This is a genomic window from Nocardia sp. NPDC058658 (assembly GCF_042716665.1).
In the GTDB taxonomy this organism is placed as follows: Bacteria; Actinomycetota; Actinomycetes; order Mycobacteriales; family Mycobacteriaceae; genus Nocardia.
This window is the reverse complement of record NZ_JBHXRR010000006.1, coordinates 259,183-280,893: the sequence shown is the minus strand read 5'-3', so window position 1 is coordinate 280,893 and position 21,711 is coordinate 259,183. Positions and strand designations below refer to the sequence as shown.

Genomic DNA, 21,711 nt, shown 5'->3' with positions numbered 1-21,711 from the left:
GGCTGGTCTTGACCCACCAGTGCCACGGCCGACGAAACGGGTTCTACCTCAAGGTCCAGGGTTGTTTGCTCGGTGTCTTCGAGCAGGTCACGGGCGCGTTGAAGCAAGATCCCGAGCTCGGCCTCGGTATGGGCTGAGCCCACATGGGCCACGATTTTGCGGCGGCCGACAGCGTATTCCGCGATCTGCACAGCCGTTGCTCCCGAGGCCGTCCTGACCCGCCTAATCCACGCCACGACCTGAGACTACCGACCCGGTTAGTGCCTCAATCAGGCACCAATAAAACCCATCACCCCAGGTCAGCTCGCTAGGAACTGCCGACTACAGAAGTCATGAGCCAACTCGGGGTTGAGGTCGACCGCCGCGAAGTTCAGCCAGAGATACGTCTCTCGAGACCCTCCAAGCGCAGATCAGGCAGCCGCAGTTCGGACCGACTGCCCCGAAAGCGGATGCTCAACACCCGTCCGCGACAACGACTTCCGGCTCACCACCCGCACCATCGGACAGTGGCCACCGGTCACGAAGCGCCACCGTCGGCGACGATCTCTCTGAGCCGACCGTCTACGGGCAGTCATGTGCCCTAGCAACCAGCGATACGAGTTCCTTTGCGGTGAGACTGTTCCCGGCGATGGTGTGCCGAGATTGCGGGCTGTGTTTACTGCCATCTGAATCGTAGACAACACCACCGCTCTCTCGGACGATGACTGTTCCCGCCGCGATGTCCCACGGGTTGTTCGACAGGATCACACAACCGTCCGTGCTTCCATCGGCTACACACGCGAGGTCGAAGGCCGCTGTTCCGAACATTCGAATACGTTCTGCACGCTCGGCCAGTAAGGCTGTCAATGCGAGCCGAGGTCGGTTCCTTTCCATCGCGTCCTCACCAACGGCGTAGTCGCCCATTGAGACGATCGACTCCGAAAGCCCGGAAGCGCTCGCGACCTGGATTCGCTCACCGTTTCGATAGGCGCCTAGTCCGACTGCCGCATAGTATTCGAGGCCAAGTGCTGGCATTGTGATGACCCCGATTGTTGGACTGTTGAATTCGAAGAGTGCCAACGAGATTCCGAACAATGGAATTCCGTGGATAAAATTGGATGTTCCATCGATGGGGTCCAGTGTCCAGAACGGCCCGCTGCGCGTATGTGCACGTTGCCCTTCTTCGCCGAGGAACCCTATGTCTGGTGTTTTCGATTCTAGGAATGATTGAATGCTTTCCTGTACTGCGATATCGATATCGGTAACAAAATCGCGATCACCCTTCGATGAAATCGATGAGACGTTCCTCGACTCAACAATGGATACGCCTATGGAAACCGCGCTACGCGCAGAGTCAAGCAGGAATTCCCTGGTTTTGTTCAACTGCCGGCTCCGTTCCCTCGCGCCACATCTCTTCGAATACCTCGGAGAATGTCTGAAAAATTCCTCGGCTGCCGTTCTGTCGCGCAACAAATGTCGGAGACTCCAGGCCACGCGCAAACGGTAGGTATGGTTGCATAACGCATACCTTAGAATCGACAATGCAAATGTTGAATCGGGCCGGCGCATCGTAGAGGCGGATCGCAATATTGCCGCCCATCGTAGATTTCCATTTCGATCTAACCCGCTGCAGCATATGAATATTTAGCCTTGTGAGACTGGTCAACGCACCAGGCGCGTGCCCTTCCTCCAACTCTCGCGCTTGGATACTCAGGCCATCAGGGTCGAGGAACAGGCACCGTATGAATGTGCCCTCCCTCATCATTCGCAGAACCTCGCTGTCCGAGCATTGTTGGCAGAGGATATTAAGCGATATTCCCGCAAGGTCGATCGTCCGTGCGTCCCGGAAGAGGTCCTGAGGCGAGCTCGACTCAAGGAAATCAGCCCTTCTCGGAAAAACGCTCTCAATATCGGATACCCTATCCACTCGGCCATTTTCTGGCAGGTTCCAATTCAGCACCCGGTCCGATAAGGAAACGCTTTCATTGTATTCTGAGAACAGCTCCGCTGCGGTCCACCCGGGAAACATTCCCTGAAGTACGCGGCAGTGGTGTGGGTAGGGGAGTGTTGATATATTCCCCGCTAGCCATCGGTAGAACTGAGCTTTCTTAGGTCCGGCTCCCACTGCGCCCGGATCAATCGTAAGGGCGGCTCTATCATATTCACGATTGAACGCTGAAACTGTTTGGATATGCCGTTCTTGAAGTAGAGCTTTGAGTACCGTCCCCACGTCATACCCCTTGTCATTATGTGACCCGCTCGGCTGATCGTAGCTTGCATGAGCCACAGAAGAAACCCGATCAGACACCAAAGTTCTAGATAAGACATCCTCGGCGTCGCCGCGATACCGCTCGACGTACGACAGTTGACGGCGAACGACACCCCCAACGGCTGTTGCACCGGTTCACCGGTGCCGCGAATGCCCAACCAGTCGGCCCACGAGGAAGAACACGACGATGCAGCGAGCCTGTCTGACCAGCCATGTAAATCAAACAGCTGAACTATCAGCGCTTCTCTCATTTCTCGGTTATATCGGCTTGGTTCGTTCCGTGTCGCTGCCCAAGCGCATCCCCGGACAGCACATAGCTGAGTTCGGTCCAGCACCTGTCGATCGTGTTCGTGTCGAGGTCCCCGGCCAGGTCGCAACTGCTGCCGAGCGTGCGCGGGCTGCCCGGTCATTCCTACGTCGCCTGCCGATTTCGAATGCGAAGTCATAAGCGTCCACCGCATCGTCGCTATCGCCACCGTGCCGCCAGGCCACACCCCACTCGAAAGATGGGCAATGACATACGCGAAAATACCTGCCTCCCTGCAAGATTCGCCGCTCTCGCGCAGCATGTTCTACCGGCGAATCTGTAGCCTGCCTACGTTCGTGGACACCGTAACGGGGCAGATCATGATGGCGGCCGGATCGACCGGCGCGGTCATGATGCCGACCGACCTCGCGCAGCGGGTCAAGGTCGAGTTACATCGCCGAAACGTCGGTCCGTGTCCGACCATCGGCCACCCTCGCGCGCGGGCATGGTCCTACCTCGTCCGCACTGCCGACATGCGTCCGATCGGCGACCCCACCACACTCGCTGAACTCTGGCGCGCGCACGTGGTCGTGATCCGTGACGGCAACATCGTGTTGCCGTCGCCGAGCCCAGACCACCACGCCCACCGAACCTGGATAGTCCCCGCGACCACCCCCTTCCGGCCGTCTGGAACCGCGGTCCTGGCCTGCGTCCGCCACGCCTTAGACGCGGCCAAGCCACACACCCACGGCCCCTACTGACCTGGCCCGGAAGGACACCGCCCGTGCCACACCCGAATGCCGATCCATTTGCGCGGTCACCGTGTCCCGACGAACCCGATATCCACCTCACAGTTCAATTCGCCAGCATCCGAATGGATTTCGCCGCCTGCCTGACAGCTGCGCTGGTGTTCGTGCAAGACATGGCCGCCCGCCGACCCTGCACCGTCGCAGTGGATTCCGGGCACTGTATCGGGCTCCCGCGACTCCCGAACGAACGGCTCTACCTACTGCCCTGACCCGAACATTTTTGACCAATTGAATGGCCTTCGCGCCCGGTGAGGACCCGAAACACCTCACCCGGCCCGCGCGAAGGCGGCCCCGGACTCGTACCCGGCGATGTGGCGATGTCCGGGGCCCAAATCGTTCCCGATCCACATCGACCCATCCCACCGCCCACCACGGTCACCGCCCCGACGCCACAAGACCACCTGAATACCTCGAACCACCGGCGAGCCCCGAGTCGCGCCGGTTCGAGGGTGGGGAAAACCCCCGGAGGCCGCCCAACCGACCTCCGGGAGCACCCACACCACCAACTGACCAGCAACACTGGAAGGCCCTGACCATCTCCCAGACCGTGCGCCCCTCGCCACGGGCACCGGAGGTTGGTCGGGGGCCTTCCGTCGCAGACGCGGCAGGAGCCCCGACTATGACCACCCGCCCACGAAACCTGATCGACCCCTACCAGCCCACCCCCGCACGCCTACACAGTGTGTTCCTCGGCGGGAAAGACCACTACGAACCCGACGATGCGCTGGCGAAGAACCTGTCGAGCAGCACAATCAGACCCGCGATCACCGAATCCCGGAGGTTCACCCGACGCGCGGTCGAATACCTGTCCGACCATCACGGGGTGTCCCAGTTCGTCGAACTCGGAAGCGGCCTGCCCCACGCCCCGAACATCCACGACATCGCCGAACAACGCAGCGACACCGCCCGGACGTTGTACGTCGACTCCGACATCCTTGTGGCCGCGCACGGGCGCGCGATGCTGCACGAAGGGCCCCGGTACTTCACCGATACCGACATTGCTGACACCGACGCCATCATGGGCGATATCGCTGCGGTGATGGACACGACGGCACCGTTGGCGGTGTGCGTGTCGGGCACCGCGGAATGGATCAGCGACGCCCCCGCCGTGCTCGCCGCGTTGACCGATCGGTTCCCGGTCGGGACGTGGCTCGTGCTCACTCACGTCACCGATGAGTTCTACCCCGACCACATTCAGGCCGCCGCCGAAACCCTGCGTCGAGCGGGAATTCCGTATCACCCACGCGGACGAGACGAGATCACGGCCATGCTCGCCGGGTACCAGCTCCTCGCACCCGGGCTGTTCGCCCCGCACCGATGGCCACCCACCCCCAGCCGCGAGGGCGACAGCGAAAACGGCGACAGGGACGGAATTCGGCGGTTGTGGGCTACCGCAACGCGCCATCGCGCGGCGTGGGACCTGAGCGCATACGCCGCCATCGGTCAACGACGGCAGTAGAGAACAGGACCCGAAATTGCCGGGTTTCGCGCCTTTCGGCGGTCGCGACTTCGACTCACACGCCGGTGCATCCCGACCGGCACCACTCACCACCGAACGAAGGGAGCACGGCTATGTCCCGTGCTGCAATCCCCGTCCACGTCGACAAAGACACCACCTTGCGCGTCAAGATCATTGACGCATGTGGCTTGACCTGCACGTTCTGTCATAACGAAGGCACACCGGTAGCCGTTGACAACCGAAACCGTCTGCCTGGTGAGTTCCTGGCTGCCGGAGCGAGCGGGCGCATGTCGATCTACGCCCAGACCAATGGCGCGGCCTTCCTCCCAGCCCCGGTACCCGACAACGAGGAATTCGCCTATGCGCTCACGGCGCTCGGTGAGGCACTGGAGCTGACCGAGGTACACCTGACCGGCGGCGAACCGACCTTGCATCCGGGCGTCGCCACACTGACCAAGATCGCCGTGGACGCCGGGTTGCGAGTCGGGATGACCTCCAACGGTGAACGCGGCGAGCGCGTGATCGGTGATTGTGCCGCTGCCGGCCTGGACCGGGTCAACTTCTCCATCTTCGGCACCACCGCATCCGAACTCGCCGACGTACAGCACCCCCGATACCGCAATCCTGTTCTGGCCCAACGCAGAATCGATGCGCTCGAACGATCGATCGCAGCCTGCGAGACCCATGGAGTCAAAGCCAGCGCCAACATCGTCGTCCCCGACTACGCACACGCCCCCCGCGTGCACCGGCTACTCGATGAGTTCTCCCCGAACCTGACAGTGCGGCTGCTGATGTCACTCGACCACGGCGACGGTTCGATCACCGCGATAGAACGCATCCTCGCCGAGCGGTGTGCCGTTGCCGAAGCGCACTACGTCACGGCCGGAGGTTCCAACTCGCGCACCGCTTACCGTTTGCCCGATGGGCGGCGCATCCTTTTCAAGCACATCCGCCCCGTCCGGTTACCGCAAACTTGTGCCGGATGCCGGTTCAACAACGGCACCGATTGCGCGGAAGGCTTCTACGGCGTGCGGCTCTACTACGACCGCACCGGCACCTGGCAGGTCGGAGTGTGCATCCAACGCATGGACCTGTGCTTGCCGCTAGAGGAGTTCCTGGTCAGCCCGGTCCGCGCCGAAATCCTCGGACTTCGGAATGCTGAGTACACGCGGCTCAGGACCCGTCGAGTCGGATAACCTCGCCCCATCTACAACCCCGAAGGAGTCCCCGTGCCTATCGAGCACGAAGCGAAGATCCTCGACATCAGCCCGGACGCCATCGACCGTCACATCCTGGACAGAGGCGGCCAGAAGCTTGGTGAGCGGTTCATGCGCCGCTACGTCTACGACATCACTCCCGGTGTCGACGGCAAGTGGATCAGGCTGCGCGACAACGGAAAACGAACCACGCTCGCGGTCAAAGAGATCACCAGCGACGCCATCGACGGCACGCACGAGGTGGAGGTGAGTGTCGACGACTTCGCCGCTACCAACGCCCTGCTCGAGATGATGGGATTCTCTGCGAAGTCGTACCAGGAAAACAAGCGGACCAGCTACACCCTCGACGGCGCAGAACTCGAACTTGACACCTGGCCCCAGATCCCGCCGTATCTCGAGATCGAGGCCGCAACTAAGGCCGACGTAGTCCGTGTCGCCGAACTGCTCGGCTATACCGAAGCAGACCTCACCGGCGAGAACACGATCAAGATCTACGCACGCCACGGAATCGACCTCAACACAATACGAGAACTGCGCTTCTGACGACGGCTCCCGCATACCGGTGCGATACACAAACAGCACAACCCGAAAGGCCCTGTTGCGCATCACAGTGTGAGCGTCCGGGGCCTTCGTCGTGCATCGGCCGAGGGCAGTGACGCCGGACCGCGCGAAGCGATGACGTGCGAGTTGCCGCAGCTCCATTCGGGGCTTGCCTCCCATCCCGGTCATGCCCCAGGGCGTGTGTAACGAATATCTCTCCCAACCGAGCATAAGATTCAGTGTTCGGATTCAACGGCTCCCGATGACCACCTGGCAACAACCGCAGTTCAATCCGCAATAGCGCGTTGAACACAGTTAATTATTCATTATCCGATTCCTCGAATTGCGGCGTCGAGGATTATGCCCGCCGATGAGCTGGCCCAGCCAGTCAGGAAGAAGCGCTAGGGTGATTACAGGCATCTGCTGTTTTACAATGTGGGGACCGATCAGATTTCTACTCGTAACAACGACAGGTACAACTCGCCATCCAGCAGCTGAGCCCTCTACGCCGAATTGACGCAGAACCGAATGGATATTATTCTGGATCCAGATAATCCTACGTCCATGTTTCGCGATCGCACTCTTTTCGCCTTCCAGCAGGTTGGCAACCTCGTTAGATAGCTCGACAGGATTGCGGGCCAACTCGAAGTCTTTTGCTTCTGCCGCAATCACAAGCTTGCGTTTTAGGCATATTCCCATCGCATCTACATCGCCTAGATCGTTACCTTGCCTGTCCGCGATGCGCTTTCCGTTGAACTTTTTGATTCCTCGCACGACTTGTGACACACCGTTTACCCTGAGCGCCGCCGCTACGTCTTCTTCGAATTGCTTATTCGCATCTTGCCTGATGGATCCCATGAGAGTATTTAATTTACCCTTGTTATGACATTTAATGCGACCCGAAAAAACGAGATCCAACCAGAAGGAAGCCGCAGAAAAAGTCCGACGGACACACCAAACGAGGTATTTAGCGCCATCCGAATGATGCTCTTCGATCAGTGGCCTACGGACATACGACCACTCGCGATTTAGCTTCCATGGATATGCGTCATTCTTAACCGACAGAAAACTTCTTCGTGGCACTAGAGTGATCGCAGCAATAAATGCCTCTGCAGTCGAGGGAGGCCAAGACATTTTCTTGCATAAATGCTTGAGGACTTCTTCACGGCGAACCCTGCAAAGCTCGTACCCAAGTTCATCTGCATAATTAACGAGTTCATATAGTCCTGCTCCAAGTTCTGACAAGGTGAATCCAAACTCGTCGCGCATTGCAGAATCAATTTCATTGGCCTTCTTGGAGTCGTCTACTTCAGTCGAGGGAGATCTGACAGCTCGCGGAAGATTTCCCAGGGCCATAGCAAGTCTTGCTTCAGCTTGAATTTTCATTAGATTGCTGAACCCGGCCGTATACCGATCTCCTCTAGATACGCCGAGTCGGCCAGATTCAAGAATATTTAATTCTACATCGGAAAACTTGTAAAGGATAGCATCGGAAAGTGTAGCTCTTGCGATAAGTTCAGAAGACAACGCCATAAGCTCGTCGTATACGAGTAGGTCTATCTCAGTCGTCCCCGAGGGCGGCACCGCAGCAACGTACTCAATAAGAAATCGTGAAGCCATAGCAGCCGCAGTGTGGGCACTGGAAGCCTCTATTAATTCTTTCACATGATCCGACTTGGAACCGAAGCATGCAATCTCACCTGGCAACTTATAGCGTTCTCTAGCCATCTCGTGAAGTAGGCTCTCGTCCATCGCCATCAGATAATCTATAAGGCCAGCACATTCCAATTCAGAAACCAGCGAAACTATGCACCCATAATAGAAGTCAACTGCCTTTCCGAGCACGGCATTTCTCTCAGACGATGGCACTGCTTGGCCAAGACGCCAACCACCCGAGATAAAGTGATCGCCTAGCCTATCCAGCACGGGAGCAATGGCGGCCGCCATGACGGTACGACAGGACACCCCGGAATCTCGCATATCCACTTCCGTTGGCGGTAGAACACGGATTATTCGCTTTTCCTCGGAATCGACCACCTCATTCACGATGTTCATGGCCTGTTCGACCGAGGCCTCAGGCAACAAAAATTGGACTAGAGCCGTCACCAGCTGACGCTCTGCAATATTCTCTGCGGCGCGGACGACGCCTGATAAAGCCCCGTTGAACTCGATCACTATTATTGATTCCTGCGCGCCGACTGTAACCCAGGAATCCGAATTCTTGATCGTCAAAGCTTCGGTGTCGGCAATAATAGTGTTCTCCCACCCCTCCGGAGCGAGTAGCTTGACATTCACAAAGACTTGCCTTATGGCATTGCTATGCGGGCTGTATATGTATGGGCATACCTGACATATTTGAGCTAGCCAGTAGCAAGTTACGTCACGAAATACGTTGCTATAAGATTTGGGCATTTCATCACTCACCCAGACCGTGACATCCTCAGCTTCAACAACTGAGTAGTTCAGGCCGATTCGCGCAGGCAGATACATCGGAGGCGTGCCGTTCGGGTAGCGTGCAATCACCCCGACGAAAGTCTCTCCATCAGGGTCTAGAATCAGATGCCGGTCCAGTTTTTGCTTTGCCGAAACTCGCAGATGAGCACCACTGGATGGCGCTATCGTTATCAAGGTTGGCTTTTCCTCGTCGCTGAGGTAGAAGCTATTTTCATTCTCACGATAAATGGAATAAGTATCTAGCGACGAATAGCTCATTATTCTCGATCTTTCAGACGCAGATTCTTCCGCGACCGCAAAATACCATATGCACAGAGGATCTTCGCCATCCAAATCAATAATGGTGGCGAGTTCATCTGGCTTGAAGATCGCCAAAGGGCCTGGTGTTCGCAAATCCTCCAGACCGAGGAATGCTCCCCTGGACATCGTGTCGATAATTCCGATGCGTAACGTACGATTAGTCGACGGATTCGGGTCATCTGGGTTGTCTAGGACACTTTGAATTTCACCTGCTGGATTGTGAGGCACAGATCCAAAGGGGTCGATCTTGTCAAAATTTCTAAAATCATCTGAAAGCACGGCCAAGTCGATGGATATCCCGTCGCCATCGAACATCTGCCTCAATATCCCCGTTTCGGTAGACAGAATCGGATTTCCGACAGGAACTGCAATTCGACCCAACTTTAGGATCATCCTCGCAGCAAGTTCAGCAAGGTATGCTCGGGCAAGTTCGGCTTCACACCTATGATCGATTGCCATGACGATCAGTTTGTGGCGCAGGCACGAAATTAGTTCGGCAGGATTTATGATATTAAATCCGCCAGACACTCTCGCGAGGGGAGTCAGAACGAAGCTGTCGTCCGATCCATTTTGAAACTTGCACTCATGCATGCCCGGGAAGACGGAGCAACTCGCGAGTGCAGCGTCGAGGTGGTCGCCAACTTCAGCTGGAACGAGCGTCTTCAGCGTGTCGTCGTCAATGAAAACAGCGGCAAGCAATTCACTTAGGGTGCGAGCACTTGGCACATCCACGTGCCGCTTCTTCGAATTTTTTGCTGGAGCGGATCTATCCAAACCGGCCAGACGGCACATATTGTTACTAATTGCGAGTATGAGGTGCGTTAATGCGTAAGCCTCTTCTTTGTATTCTTCCGGGAGCTCATTCGGAGATCTGAAGATTCCGGAAATCATTATTTCGATTATCTCGCCGCTACGAGAACAAAGCCCTTGAAGTGCGAGCTTCGGACCCCCATGAAATGGGATCTCAACTGCGTAGACATCGTCGTACTCGTCTTCTTGCGCACGGATGTGAGCATCGTCGATAAGTTCCATCTTCAGTATTCGTCGAAGAGAATTGGGTGTTATCGATGGTGACGCTTGGTTAGGCGGCAGCGATGCGCCTATCGCAGCTAATCGTTCCAACCGAAGCAAACACGGCACATTGCTCGGTAACAGTTGAAGCGCAGCTGCAGCCGCAGCCAACTGCGGGCCATCCATCGCAGACCATGGACCTCTCGAAGAAAACACCGACATGCCGCCCTCCGTATCACCGAAAATACTGCATCTCGAATCCAACCCTATGAAGCGGCTCAAGGAGGCGAGATCCGCAGACTTCATAAACAATGTTGATTGGTTGTAGGGAGCGTCGTACTGCGCGTTTGCCGACCTCCTGGGGAGCGCTTGCCTCCCCGCGGTCGCGCTGCCGTTATGCGATATCTCCTGGATGCTTTCCGCGATCGGCGCTCGTACGCTTCTGTCCCATACCTGAGCGGCTGCGCCGGGGCGCCATAGACCCTACCAATGAGTGTAACCAACATCTCACCCGGCGAGCGGGGCCGACTCTGGACTGCCAAGGCCCGGAGCAGCCCGCGCGATCAGCGGCACTACCGCTCACTCGTTGCGGATGAAGTCAGCGCGGATGAGCGTATCTCAACGCCTTAGGTTGGCGATTGTGTGGCGTGTGGCGCGCTGGTGTCAGTCACCGGTCGGCGACATCGGCCGTCAGCAGTGAGCGCTACGTCAGCTGTGGGCATTCGCCACGTGGTAGCCCAGAGGGGAAATCAGTGGAGGGACGGCAGGTTGGAGTCCTAGGATGGCCCGATGTCTGCCGCGCCGGCCTCGCCCACGCCCAAGCCGTATGGCTCGGCCAAGGATCTGCCCAGTTACCGCGAGCTGTCCCAACAGATCCATGTGTTGGGGTCGATCACCCTCTTTGTTATGCGTGCCCAGCGCAAGAAGATCCTGGCGATCCGCCACGATCTGGACCGCTTGGTCGCGGTGGTCGATGAGTTCTATGACCGTCTCGGCGTGCAGCAGTGGATCTTCCACGACCAGCTCAACATCGTGGAGCTCGAAACGATCCTGGCCCAGACCGCGACTGCCGAGGCCGCCGAACAACGACTGATCGAGCTCTACCGCGACCGTGAAACCCTCTCGTTGTGGATTCTGCGGTTGAACGCCCACCACGGCCTGAAGGTGCGCCGCCGTCAGATCCAGCGTGCCTTCGATCACTACTTTGCTGATGAGTTCGACAGTGCCACCTTGCAATTGATCGCGGTCATGGATGGCTTTGTCAACGATTTCCAGCCTGCGGCGCGCCGGGGTCTGGCCGCACGTGAACCGGAAGAGATGGCGGCGTGGGACTCGGTGGTCGGCCACCACCTTGGGCTCACGCACGCGATGAAAGCTTTCCACAAGACGTTCAAGAAGCGTGTCGACGAGGAGGTGTTCGAGATCCACCGGCACGGCATGGTGCACGGCTCGATCGTCAACTTCGACAACGTCGTCGTCGCGACCAAGGCCTGGTGCATGCTGTTCGCAGTTGCGGACTGGGCCTGCGCCACCACCAAGGCCGCCACACCCGCGCTACCCGAACCGAGGTGGGGCACGCTGTGGCCGCAAATCCAGCAGCTCTACGCTCAGCGCCGGTTCCGTGACGAGTTCGTGCCCTCGCAGCTGCTGCCCAGCGATCCATGTTTCGACAACCAGGACATCGTGGTGCAAGCGACAGCTTTCCTGCAGGCTTGGCGATACCAGCGCTGGGGTTTGGTCGCCAGGTTCGCACCGCCCACTTCGGCCGGTCGCGCCAAGCGATCAGCGGTGCAGGCCAAGGCTATGCTGGAACGCCATCGCCTGGGCGCGTTCACGGTCTCGCAAGTCTGTTTCGACGTCGCCTGCGCCGCGCAAATTCATGCCCAGGCCGAGTTGAACGGCATCCCTGGCGAGATCACCTTCCGCATGGTCTCCTACGGCCCGACTGGCGTGGTGGGTATCCCCGGCGAACCCGAGGTCAACTGGCTGCTGGCTACCTGGATGGCGCCTAGGCCTGTCGAGTCGGGCCTCGCCGGATAACCACTTGGTGGGTAGCGATGTGGTCGAGACCGAAGCGCGAGCGAGGTGTCAGCGAAACATATCTTCCGCAACAAAAAGGTGAGGCCGGAGCGTTCCCGACCTCACCCACAAGACCTGGATGCGCAGGCGGTAAACCAACGCAACACCTTCGCCCCGGCGTGAACCGGTCCCAGGATTTGCCAGTCGAGTATGCACCACGAGCTCCCTGCTGTCAAAGTCTGGTACATGACTTCTCTCGTAGTATGGACGGGCGTGGACAGCCGCGGGCCAGCATCGTTGTACATCGCGACGGACAGCCGAATCAGTTGGCCGTCCAGTTCCGGGCAGGCGAAGCGGTGGGATCACGCACGCAAGTCCTTTGCATGTATCGCAAAACCTTTCATCTTCGGCTACTGCGGTGACGTGCTCTTCCCTGCGTTGGCTCTACCGGTCATACAAGACCAGATCGATCGAGGGATCTTGAATCCGTCTCCAGGCGATCGAGCGCACCGAGCCGTTGGGCACGCAATTCGTGGCCTCTGGCGCAACTACCCCATGTCCCAACGCAACGATCTTGTCATCGTCATCGGAAGCCGAGCAGGCACCAAGATGACTGCACGCTTCCTGCTGACGGTCATGAGATACAGAAAGGCGTCTGATAATTGGCACGTACGATCCATTCCAATGACAGATCGTTCAGACATCCTTCATGTAGCAGGCTCGGGTTCCGGCGAAGTGACGAAGGCCAAGCAACTCTGGGACGCTAGCCCTGCCCAGCAGACGAGCCGTGCCGTCTTCGGCGCATTCTGCGAATCGGTTGCAGGAGGCGGCGACAGCGCTTCGGGCGGGGCTCCACAGCTTGTCGGCCTCCAGAGAATCGGATCGGCCAAAACCTTTGGTGTTGTATCCCAGAATCGCCGATACGTCTCCGGTAGACAGGTAAGCCGGATTGATGCCGCGTCTATGGGAGACGTTCAGTGGTTCAACGAGCTATTTGAGGTAGTCGATCCCGTGAAGAAGCGGCGACGGCCCGGCGCGCAGGTTCACCTTCCCCGGTAGACATGCTTTCCCGACCTGCGCGAATGTACGGTGTCGAACTCGGTTGTTGTCGAATCTCGTCATATAGAAATGGCCTGACGGTCGAATGGCTGGAGCGAGTGGGGAACATGGCTAGCTTCCCTTCTGTTCGCTGTTGCTTCGTTGTTGCTGTCGCTTTTGGAAGGCGTTGAAGCGTGCGCGCAAAACATACAAGTGATCAAGCAGTGCCTCAGCGAAGTGCAGGGCGTCCCCAGCATCGTCTCTCGAAACGGTCTGGCCGTAGTGTGCTCCCTTGTTACCAACCACCCGAAGAAGGTCGGCCCACTCAGCTAGCAGGCCGTCGATTCTGCCTTGATCCTGCAGCTCCTTCAGGCCTTGTGCCAGTGTCTTCTTCGTAGACCCCTGATCGGCGCAAGTTCCTTCGAGCGTGCGGCGCACCATCACTAGTGTTGCGCGATACGCCTTTGAGTCGAAGCACTTCTGCGCTTCTTCGAACTCATCGCGCAGTGCGGGTGGTACTGCGTCGCTGAGCAGGCGCGGCGATGGATAGTAGGCCGCAGGCTTGACGCCGTCGTAGCTGTCTAACCACGGGTCTTCCTCTCGATATTGGACAATTGGCGTCTGGCAGTATCCGCAGCACAATAGTGCAAATTCCATCCCTAGCGTTCCAGGATCCTCGGGGTCTCGTGTTTCGACGACACCATGCACATTGCTTTTTGAAGGTTCACCGCATTGTGGGCATATGAATGCCCGGACCTCATCCGTCACGCAGAGATTCTGTCACTGAGACGGTATCCGTTGGGCAAGAAGCAGTGAAGTGATGCGTTGCCTGAGCCTCGTGTAGGGACGTATATGTGCGTCCCGCCGATCGTGCGATTGGCAGTGACGGGCGGAGACCTCAAGTTGACGAGCGCCGCCTACCTCGCCGGTCACTGTGTCCGCTGGTCGATGTTCGTTCGCGGACCGTCAGCTGCTATGGGAGTCTCGGGGCTGCACAATCATGTGACGTTCCTGGCGTTGGTTACAAGGGATGTTTAACCAACATTTCATCCCGGTGAGGCATACCACCTCCGCACTCCGTATGGCAGTAGCCGCGAGATCGCCCTTCCCATGCTCGTCCTGAGTCCGGCACCGAGTCGTTCCTTTGCTTGCGATATGTGTGCCTGGCCTGATTCAGATTGAGATCGCCCGCAGCGCGCCGGGGTGGCGGCCCGCGATCTTGTCCAACGCGGTCGCAGTGGCTTCATCGGCCGGGAGATAGACGAACAACTGCTGGTCGTCATCGGCCGGGAGATCGAGGGTTTCGTACACCAAGCGCAGCGGACCGGCCTCTGCGTGTTCGACGCGGGTGGTGCCGGTCGCGGCGGGGAGGCTGGGGACGGTAGCGACACGGCGTGTGAATTGCTCACCTGCCACGATCTCGAGTTGATCAGCCAGGGCGGCGGTGGCCGGATCATTGCGGAAGGGGCCTTGTTTGAGTGCGGCGACCTGGAGGTCGGCGATGTGTTCCCAGTCCGGGTAGAAGTCGTGAGCCCGTGGGTCGCCGAAGATGAAGAGAGCGAGGTTGGCTGTGGACGGATCGTCGAGCACACCGGTCGGTGCCATCAGACGGTGGTAGCCCTCGGTATAGGCCAGGACATCGCTGAGGCGATTCACGACCACCGCGACCGCGGGTTCCAGATGTTCGAGGATGGCGCGGACCGTGGGACGAACGGACCGTGCAGGGCCTGCGTTGCCCATGCAGCTGAAGCCCGCGTCAGCCGTTTTGGTCAGTCGGTACAGGTGGATGCGTTCGCTTGGTGGGAGATGTAGTGCGGTGGCGATGGCTGAGAGCACTGACGGGGACGGGCGACGGTCACGGCCTTGTTCGAGGCGAATGAGGTACTCGACGCTAACTCCAGCCAGGGTAGCGAGTTCGGCACGACGCAAACCGGGCGTGCGGCGTCGCGGTCCGGCAGGCAAACCGACATGGGCAGGTGAGACCGCCTCGCGTCGGCTGCGCAGGAACAGGCCCAACTCGTTGTCGGTCATTTTCGTGCTCCTTTGCGTCCTGCAAGTTTCATTCCACACGCCATGAACCTGACCAGGTCGGTGCCTGCCTGCACAGCAGCACTCAACCGACACCTCGTACCTAGAGAGCGTGTAACGAACATCTCACTCCGGCCAGCATGGCGACCTCGGCGCGGCGCAGACCCGGGGTGCGCCTGCGCGGTCCGGTGGGCAGCCCGACCTCGGCGGGGGAGACCGCTTCGCGGCGGGTCCGCAGGAACAGCCCGAGTTCGTTGTCGCTCACCTGATCGACGGTACCCAGTCCGGCGCGGCTGAGAGTGGCCGTGCCACTACCACTCTCAGCGTGGTCTCCCTACGAGGATCGCGGTCGGCGAGATTTGGTTGCACCGGCTGATCCGGCCGGTTCGACGAAGAGGAGAAGACCTTGTTGAAGCTTGCGATCATCATCGGCAGCGTTCGCGAAGGCCGGTTCGGTCCCGTGGTCGCGAACTGGTTCGCCGGTCAGGTCGACGACCGCTTCGAGGTCGACATCATCGACCTCGCCGAGGCCGAGGTGCCGGCCGCCCTGCCCGCGGTGCCGCCCCTGCTCGACCCCGACCCGGTGCGTCCCGCGGGCATGCACGACCTCACCGATCGCCTGGCCGCCGCCGACGCCTATGTCATCGTCACTCCCGACTACAACCGCAGCTACCCCGCCGCTCTCAAGGCCGCCATCGACTGGCACTTCACCCAGTGGGACGCCAAGTCCATCGGCTTCGTCGGCTACAGCGGCGGCTCCGGCGGCCTGATGGCCATCGAACATCTGCGCCAGGTCTTCAACGAACTCAACGCCCACACCGTCCGCAATTACGTCTCGTTCCCGCGCTACTACCTGCTGTTCGACGAGGACGGTCGACTGCGCGATCCCGAGCAGCACGAAGCGGACGCCGCCGCCATGCTCGACCAGTTGCACTGGTGGACAAGCGCTCTCGTCGCGGCGAAAGCCGCCCAGGTTGTTGCCTGACCAGGCACTTCTTCGCGTTCTCGCGTATCGGGCCGACGGGGCCGAGTTCGTGCGGGTCTCGGCAACGCGGTCGGTGGCGCCGCGAACTCGAGCCCGTCGGCTCGGCGAATACACTCACCGCGTGGCTGCCTACTCCGCTGACCTGGACCTTGCCCTGCGACTGGCCGACGAGGCCGACGCGATCTCGAGCGAGCGCTTCGGCGCCGTCGACCTGAAAGTCGATTCCAAGCCCGACCTCACCCCGGTCTCGGACGCCGATCTCGCGGTAGAGCAGATGATCCGCCGCGTGCTCGCCGAGGAACGCCCCGGCGACGCCGTGCTCGGCGAGGAATTCGGTGGCGACGCCGAGTTCAGCGGCAGGCAGTGGGTGGTCGACCCGATCGACGGCACCAAGAACTTCGTCCGCGGCGTGCCGGTCTGGGCCAGTCTGATCTCCCTGCTCGAAGACGGTGTTCCGGTGGTCGGGGTGGTGAGCGCACCCGCGCTGGGCAGGCGCTGGTGGGCCGCCGCCGGTTCGGGTGCGTGGGTACAGGTCCACCCCGGGGCGCCCAAGCCCATCTCGGTGTCGGCGGTCGCTGATCTGGATGCGGCCAGCCTGGGCATTTCCAGTCTGTCGGGCTGGCACGAGCGCGGCCTGCGCGACAAGCTCATCGACCTCACCGATGCGGTCTGGCGGGTCCGCGGCTACGGCGATTTCTTCAACTATTGCCTGGTCGCGGAGGGTGCGGTGGACATCGCCGCCGAGCCGGAGGTCTCCCTGTGGGACCTGGCGGCCCTCGACATCCTGGTCCGCGAGGCGGGCGGCGCGTTCACCTCCCTGGACGAGCGCCCCGGCCCACACGGTGGTGACGCCGTGGCGTCGAACGGCCTGCTCCAAGACGAGGTCCTGGCTCGTTTGCGCGGATAATTTTTAGTTATCCACATGTGGACAACTTTCGCATCCACCGTCGTCGGCTCTGGCTGACGGGCTGCGCGCCCGGCGCTCGCTCGTAGGATGGCCCGGTGAGCAATTCCGGCGCCACAGCCCCCGATGTCGAAGACTTCCCCCACGAAGACTTCCCACCCGACGACGCGTACCCGTCCGACGGCGGTTATGTCTCCGAGCACGACTTCGCCGATCACGGCGACGTCCACTTCGACGACCTCGCCCCCGCCACCCCCGGCCGGGTAGCGGCTCCCGACCGTGCCGAGACCGCCGACGAGGTCCTAGGCCGCGTCTTCGGTTACGACAGTTTCCGCGGTGACCAGGCGGCCATCGTCGAACAGGTAGTCGGCGGTGGCGACGCGCTGGTGCTGATGCCGACCGGCGGCGGCAAATCCCTCTGCTACCAGGTGCCCGCCCTGGTCCGCGAGGGCGTCGGCGTCGTCGTCTCACCGCTCATCGCCCTCATGCAGGACCAGGTCGACGCGCTCAGTGCCCTCGGCGTGCGTGCCGGATTCCTCAACTCCACCCAGTCGCCGGATCAGCGGCGGACGGTCGAGGCTCAGTTCGTCTCAGGTGATCTGGACCTGCTGTATCTGGCGCCGGAACGCCTGCGACTTGAAGCCACCCTGCGGCTGCTCGACCGCGGCAAGATCGCCCTGTTCGCCATCGACGAGGCGCACTGCGTCTCGCAGTGGGGCCACGACTTCCGGCCCGACTACCTCGCACTGTCGCTGGTACACGAGCGCTGGCCCGATGTCCCGCGCATCGCGCTCACCGCGACCGCCACCGAGAAGACCGCCGCCGAGATCGTCGAACGCCTCGATCTCGGCGCCGCGAAACAGTTCATCTCCAGCTTCGACCGGCCCAATATCCAGTACCGGATCGAATCGAAGAACCGCGCCGACCGCCAGCTGCTCGACTTCATCCGCGCCGAGCACCCCGGCGACGCGGGCATCGTCTACTGCCTCTCGCGCAACTCGGTGGAGAAGACCGCGGCCATGCTCAACGAGAACGGCATCCGCGCGGTGCCCTATCACGCGGGCCTGGACTTCCGGACCCGCGCCGAGAACCAGTCCAGGTTCCTGCGTGAGGACGGCCTGATCGTGGTCGCCACCATCGCCTTCGGCATGGGCATCGACAAACCCGACGTGCGCTTCGTCGCCCACCTCGACCTGCCCAAATCGGTGGAGGGCTACTACCAGGAGACCGGCCGCGCGGGCCGCGACGGTCTGCCGTCCACGGCCTGGATGGTCTACGGCCTCAATGATGTTGTGCAGCAACGCAAGATGATCGACTCCAGCGAGGGCGACGCCGCGCATCGCAGGCAACTGCAACTGCACCTCGACGCCATGCTCGCCCTGTGCGAGACGGTCGACTGCCGTCGCGCGCGGCTGCTGAACTACTTCGGCCAGACCGGTGGCACCTGCGGCAACTGCGACGTGTGCCTGAACCCGCCCGAAACCTGGGACGGCACGGTGCCCGCCCAGAAACTGTTGTCCACCGTGCTGCGCCTCAAACGTGAACGCGGACAAGCCTTCGGCGCGGGCCACCTCGTCGACATTCTGCTCGGCAAGACCAATCAGAAGATCACCCAGCACCGGCACAACGAGCTGTCGGTGTTCGGCATCGGCACCGATCTGCGCGATACCGAATGGCGCGGCGTCGTCCGGCAGTTGCTCGCGGGCGGCCTGCTCGCCGTGCAGGGCGAATACGGTGTCCTCGCCCTGACCGACGAGAGCAACGAGGTGCTGTTCGAGGGCAGGAAGGTGCTGATGCGGCGCGAGCCCGAGCGTGCCGCCCGACCCGCGCGCACCTCGAAAACGGCCAAGGCGACCGTCGACCTGCCCGCCGCCGATGTCGGACTGTTCGAGCGGTTGCGGGCCTGGCGCGCCGCCACCGCGAAGGAACAGGGCGTGCCCGCCTACGTGGTGTTCCACGACGCCACCCTGCGCGAGATCGCCGCGCGCAAACCCGCCGACCTCGCCGCCCTCGGCACCGTCGCCGGTGTCGGTGAGAACAAGCTGGCCCGCTACGGCGAGGGGGTGCTGGCGACGCTCGCCGAGGAGTAAGGACACCGCCCACATGGGTGTACACGCGCGGCGGAAACGAACCCGCACCGAATCCGACGACCCCGAGTTACTGTCGAGTCATGGCGAATGGTGAAGGCTCCGACAGCGAATCGTCGGGCAGTAGCCCGAGCGCGGGAGGCGATTCCCCGGCACCCCCGCTGCCGCACCGCCCCATCGACCCGGTCGTCGCGCCCTCACTTCTCGGCGTGCACCACACCGCGATCCACCGTGGCAGGCCACGCTGGTCGACCGTCGCGTTGATCGCCATCTTCGCCGCCGCCCTCGTTCTCTATCTCGTCGTGAGCCCGGGCTGAGGTCCTGTTCCGCCGATAGCGTTTACACAACTTCCCAGGCATTGCCGCCGGATCCAGTGCTGCCTCACTGAGGTCGAACCGCGCTGGTCGCAGCGGGTGTCAGCCGTTCGAACACGCGCGCACCGAGCCGTCGTCGACCAGGCATCCGTTTTCCGGAAATTTTGCGATGCCCCGCACCAGCGTCGACTGACCTGCGCATGTGAGTTTTCGTAACCGCAGGTCAAAGGGCTACCGACCGAGGTTTCCCGGGCGCACCGTTGCCGAACGGGACCGATCACTCAGATCGGCCCGGTTCGAGGAGGCAAACGCAATGGTGCGGACATGGGGCAAGCGCGTGGTGTGCGCGGCGATCGCGACAACCGGAGTGGTCTGCGCAATGGCGGCACCCGCCGGTGCCGACCTCGCCGCGCCACCGGGTCTCGATTTCGCGCGGGCGCTCGGCACGCCGAACCTGCCCGGCATCTACGGACCCGACACCGCGGTGGTGGTCCTCGGCTACGGACTCACCCCGGAGGGCACGATGCGCGAGGAACTGGTCCGCCGCCTGCGCGCCGGCCTGGCCCAAGCCGTTTTCGCGCCGCTGTCGCCGATCATCGTCACCGGCGGCAACCCGCAGGCAGGCCTGTCCGAAGCCGACGCCATGGCCGACTGGCTGCTGGCCGCGGGCATCGATGAAAGCCGGATCATCCGCGAACCCGAGGCCGACTCGACGGTCGCCAACGCCCGCAACACCGCCGCGATGCTCGCCGAAAGAGGCCTGCACTCGGTCGTCCTCGTCACCTCGGAAGATCACATGGCCCGAGCCCGAGGCGCTTTCGCCGATGCCGGCGTGCACGTCGTCGGCGATTTGACTCCCGACCGCGCCCAGTGGGATTCGGTGCCGCTGCACATCGGCCGTTTCGGCCCCGGACCCACGGCCTGATGACGCACACCGCCGCCTGCGTTCCGGTCACGCCCCGACCGGCGCAGTGCGGTGGGCGAGTCCTCGTCAAGTGCGCCTGTGAACGATCATCGCAGCATGACGACCGCGTGATGAGTAGTCGCCGAAATCTCGGCAATCACCCCGCGACCCAGACGCCTGCCTCGTAACGTCGACCTATGACGCTCCACCTGTCCGACAGCGACATCCTCGCCGAGCTCGAGCCCACGGCCGAAGCCAACCTCAACGACCACCTGTCCAAGGCCAAGATGTGGCACCCCCACGACTACGTGCCGTGGGACGAGGGTCGCAACTTCGCGGCCATGGGCGGCGACGACTGGGATCCCGAACAGTCGCGGCTGAGCGAGGTCGCCAAGGCGGCCATGATCACCAACCTGCTCACCGAGGACAACCTGCCCTCCTATCACCGCGAACTCGCCGACACCTTCGGCTTCGACAACGCCTGGGGTACCTGGGTCGGCCGGTGGACCGCCGAGGAGAACCGCCACGGCATCGTCCTGCGCGACTACCTCGTCGTGACCCGCGCCGTCGACCCGGTCGCCCTCGAAGAGGCCAGGATGGCGCACATGACCGCGGGCATCGCCAAGCCCGAGCCGGGTTCGCAGTTCCTCAAGGGCGTCGCCTATGTCACCCTGCAGGAACTCGCCACCCGGATCAGCCACCGCAACACCGGCGCCCTGTGCAACGACGCGGTCGCCGACCGCATGCTGGCCCGCATCGCCGCCGACGAGAACCTGCACATGATCTTCTACCGCAAGCTCTGTGCCGCGGCCCTCGACCTCACCCCTGACGCGGCCATGCAGGCGATCACCGAGGTGATCCTGCGTTTCCAGATGCCCGGCCTCAACCAGCCCAACTTCCGCCGCAACGCGGTCCTGCTCGCCAAGCACGGCGTCTACGATCTGCGCCAGCACCTCGACGTCGTCCTACGCCCGACCCTGCGCACCTGGCGCATCTTCGAGCGCACCGATTTCGGCCCCGAGGGCGAGATCGCCCGCGCCGAACTGGACGCCTACCTGCTCGACCTCGAGGCCAAGGCGGCCCGCTTCGAAGAACAGCGCGACCGCGCACTCGCCAGAGCCGCCGCCCGGGTCTGAGGTCGGCCATG

General features: G+C 61.3%; 16 protein-coding genes and 2 pseudogenes. 11 read left to right on the top strand and 7 right to left on the bottom strand.

Annotation, left to right across the window (positions count from 1 at the left end; all coding sequences use genetic code 11):
• The 3 genes and pseudogenes from ACFWUP_RS13100 to ACFWUP_RS13090 all read right to left on the bottom strand — a co-directional run.
• Window positions 1-191, bottom strand: a pseudogene (locus ACFWUP_RS13100) (IS1634 family transposase); the annotation flags it as partial.
• Window positions 192-561: 370 nt separating this feature from the next.
• Complete coding sequence (locus ACFWUP_RS13095) at window positions 562-1,362, bottom strand: inositol monophosphatase family protein (protein ID WP_379233792.1); 801 nt, start codon at window positions 1,360-1,362, stop codon at window positions 562-564.
• Complete coding sequence (locus ACFWUP_RS13090) at window positions 1,334-2,008, bottom strand: DUF5919 domain-containing protein (protein ID WP_379233814.1); 675 nt, start codon at window positions 2,006-2,008, stop codon at window positions 1,334-1,336. The genes ACFWUP_RS13095 and ACFWUP_RS13090 overlap by 29 nt, the downstream gene beginning before the upstream one ends.
• Window positions 2,009-2,851: 843 nt before the next feature.
• On the opposite strand from ACFWUP_RS13090, the gene ACFWUP_RS13085 reads away from it, so the two are divergent.
• From ACFWUP_RS13085 to ACFWUP_RS13070, 4 genes are all read left to right on the top strand, one after another.
• Entirely contained in the window at window positions 2,852-3,256 is a 405-nt protein-coding gene (locus ACFWUP_RS13085; RefSeq protein ID WP_379233790.1) for a DNA-directed RNA polymerase subunit beta, read from the top strand.
• Between the two features lie 667 nt (window positions 3,257-3,923).
• Window positions 3,924-4,763, top strand: a complete 840-nt coding sequence (locus ACFWUP_RS13080) for an SAM-dependent methyltransferase (RefSeq protein WP_379233789.1) — start codon at window positions 3,924-3,926, stop codon at window positions 4,761-4,763.
• Window positions 4,688-5,959 carry a radical SAM protein gene (locus ACFWUP_RS13075; protein WP_379233787.1) on the top strand — a complete coding sequence of 424 codons (1,272 nt, stop codon included), beginning with the start codon at window positions 4,688-4,690 and terminating at the stop codon, window positions 5,957-5,959. Before ACFWUP_RS13080 ends, ACFWUP_RS13075 begins: the two co-directional genes overlap by 76 nt.
• Before the next feature lie 33 nt (window positions 5,960-5,992).
• A complete protein-coding gene (locus ACFWUP_RS13070) occupies window positions 5,993-6,523 on the top strand; it encodes a class IV adenylate cyclase (protein ID WP_379233785.1) in 531 nt (176 codons plus the stop codon).
• A 312-nt stretch (window positions 6,524-6,835) separates the two neighbouring features.
• Here the strand turns inward: ACFWUP_RS13070 and ACFWUP_RS13065 are convergent, their stop codons facing one another.
• Window positions 6,836-10,507, bottom strand: a complete 3,672-nt coding sequence (locus ACFWUP_RS13065) for a hypothetical protein (protein ID WP_379233783.1) — start codon at window positions 10,505-10,507, stop codon at window positions 6,836-6,838.
• Between the two features lie 567 nt (window positions 10,508-11,074).
• Here ACFWUP_RS13065 and ACFWUP_RS13060 point away from each other — a divergent pair.
• The gene (locus ACFWUP_RS13060; RefSeq protein ID WP_379233781.1) at window positions 11,075-12,325 is read left to right on the top strand and encodes a hypothetical protein; all 1,251 of its coding nucleotides are present in this window, start codon (window positions 11,075-11,077) and stop codon (window positions 12,323-12,325) included.
• Between the two features lie 1,149 nt (window positions 12,326-13,474).
• On the opposite strand, the gene ACFWUP_RS13055 is transcribed toward ACFWUP_RS13060, so the two are convergent.
• The 3 genes and pseudogenes from ACFWUP_RS13055 to ACFWUP_RS13045 form a co-directional block, all read right to left on the bottom strand.
• Window positions 13,475-14,110, bottom strand: a complete 636-nt coding sequence (locus tag ACFWUP_RS13055) for a DUF4145 domain-containing protein (protein WP_379233779.1) — start codon at window positions 14,108-14,110, stop codon at window positions 13,475-13,477.
• 405 nt (window positions 14,111-14,515) lie between these two features.
• The gene (locus ACFWUP_RS13050; protein ID WP_379233777.1) at window positions 14,516-15,373 is read right to left on the bottom strand and encodes a helix-turn-helix domain-containing protein; all 858 of its coding nucleotides are present in this window, start codon (window positions 15,371-15,373) and stop codon (window positions 14,516-14,518) included.
• Between the two features lie 124 nt (window positions 15,374-15,497).
• A pseudogene (locus ACFWUP_RS13045) lies at window positions 15,498-15,635 on the bottom strand (transcriptional regulator); the annotation flags it as partial.
• A 141-nt stretch (window positions 15,636-15,776) separates the two neighbouring features.
• Here ACFWUP_RS13045 and ACFWUP_RS13040 point away from each other — a divergent pair.
• The 6 genes from ACFWUP_RS13040 to ACFWUP_RS13015 all read left to right on the top strand — a co-directional run bounded on the left by ACFWUP_RS13040 (window position 15,777) and on the right by ACFWUP_RS13015 (window position 21,700).
• The gene (locus ACFWUP_RS13040) at window positions 15,777-16,355 is read left to right on the top strand and encodes an NADPH-dependent FMN reductase (RefSeq protein ID WP_379233775.1); all 579 of its coding nucleotides are present in this window, start codon (window positions 15,777-15,779) and stop codon (window positions 16,353-16,355) included.
• A gap of 121 nt (window positions 16,356-16,476) precedes the next feature.
• Complete coding sequence (gene hisN, locus ACFWUP_RS13035) at window positions 16,477-17,262, top strand: histidinol-phosphatase (RefSeq protein ID WP_379233773.1); 786 nt, start codon at window positions 16,477-16,479, stop codon at window positions 17,260-17,262.
• A 95-nt stretch (window positions 17,263-17,357) separates the two neighbouring features.
• A complete protein-coding gene (gene recQ, locus ACFWUP_RS13030) occupies window positions 17,358-19,349 on the top strand; it encodes a DNA helicase RecQ (RefSeq protein WP_379233771.1) in 1,992 nt (663 codons plus the stop codon).
• 80 nt (window positions 19,350-19,429) lie between these two features.
• The gene (locus ACFWUP_RS13025; protein WP_379233769.1) at window positions 19,430-19,663 is read left to right on the top strand and encodes a hypothetical protein; all 234 of its coding nucleotides are present in this window, start codon (window positions 19,430-19,432) and stop codon (window positions 19,661-19,663) included.
• A 310-nt stretch (window positions 19,664-19,973) separates the two neighbouring features.
• On the top strand, window positions 19,974-20,585 hold the full coding sequence (locus ACFWUP_RS13020; protein ID WP_379233767.1) for a YdcF family protein: 612 nt from the start codon (window positions 19,974-19,976) through the stop codon (window positions 20,583-20,585).
• Between the two features lie 176 nt (window positions 20,586-20,761).
• Window positions 20,762-21,700: an acyl-ACP desaturase gene (locus ACFWUP_RS13015; protein WP_379233765.1), complete on the top strand. Its 939-nt coding sequence runs from the start codon at window positions 20,762-20,764 to the stop codon at window positions 21,698-21,700.
• Window positions 21,701-21,711 lie beyond the last annotated feature (11 nt).

Bases quoted from the DNA above. Each gene is read 5' to 3' on its own strand.
- ACFWUP_RS13090 (WP_379233814.1), bottom strand. From the start codon at position 2,008: ATGTTTCCCGGGTGGACCGCAGCGGAGCTGTTCTCAGAATACAATGAA.
- ACFWUP_RS13080 (WP_379233789.1), top strand. From the start codon at position 3,924: ATGACCACCCGCCCACGAAACCTGATCGACCCCTACCAGCCCACCCCC.
- ACFWUP_RS13065 (WP_379233783.1), bottom strand. From the start codon at position 10,507: ATGTCGGTGTTTTCTTCGAGAGGTCCATGGTCTGCGATGGATGGCCCG.
- ACFWUP_RS13060 (WP_379233781.1), top strand. From the start codon at position 11,075: ATGTCTGCCGCGCCGGCCTCGCCCACGCCCAAGCCGTATGGCTCGGCC.
- ACFWUP_RS13050 (WP_379233777.1), bottom strand. From the start codon at position 15,373: ATGACCGACAACGAGTTGGGCCTGTTCCTGCGCAGCCGACGCGAGGCG.
- ACFWUP_RS13025 (WP_379233769.1), top strand. From the start codon at position 19,430: ATGGCGAATGGTGAAGGCTCCGACAGCGAATCGTCGGGCAGTAGCCCG.
- ACFWUP_RS13020 (WP_379233767.1), top strand. From the start codon at position 19,974: ATGGTGCGGACATGGGGCAAGCGCGTGGTGTGCGCGGCGATCGCGACA.
- ACFWUP_RS13015 (WP_379233765.1), top strand. From the start codon at position 20,762: ATGACGCTCCACCTGTCCGACAGCGACATCCTCGCCGAGCTCGAGCCC.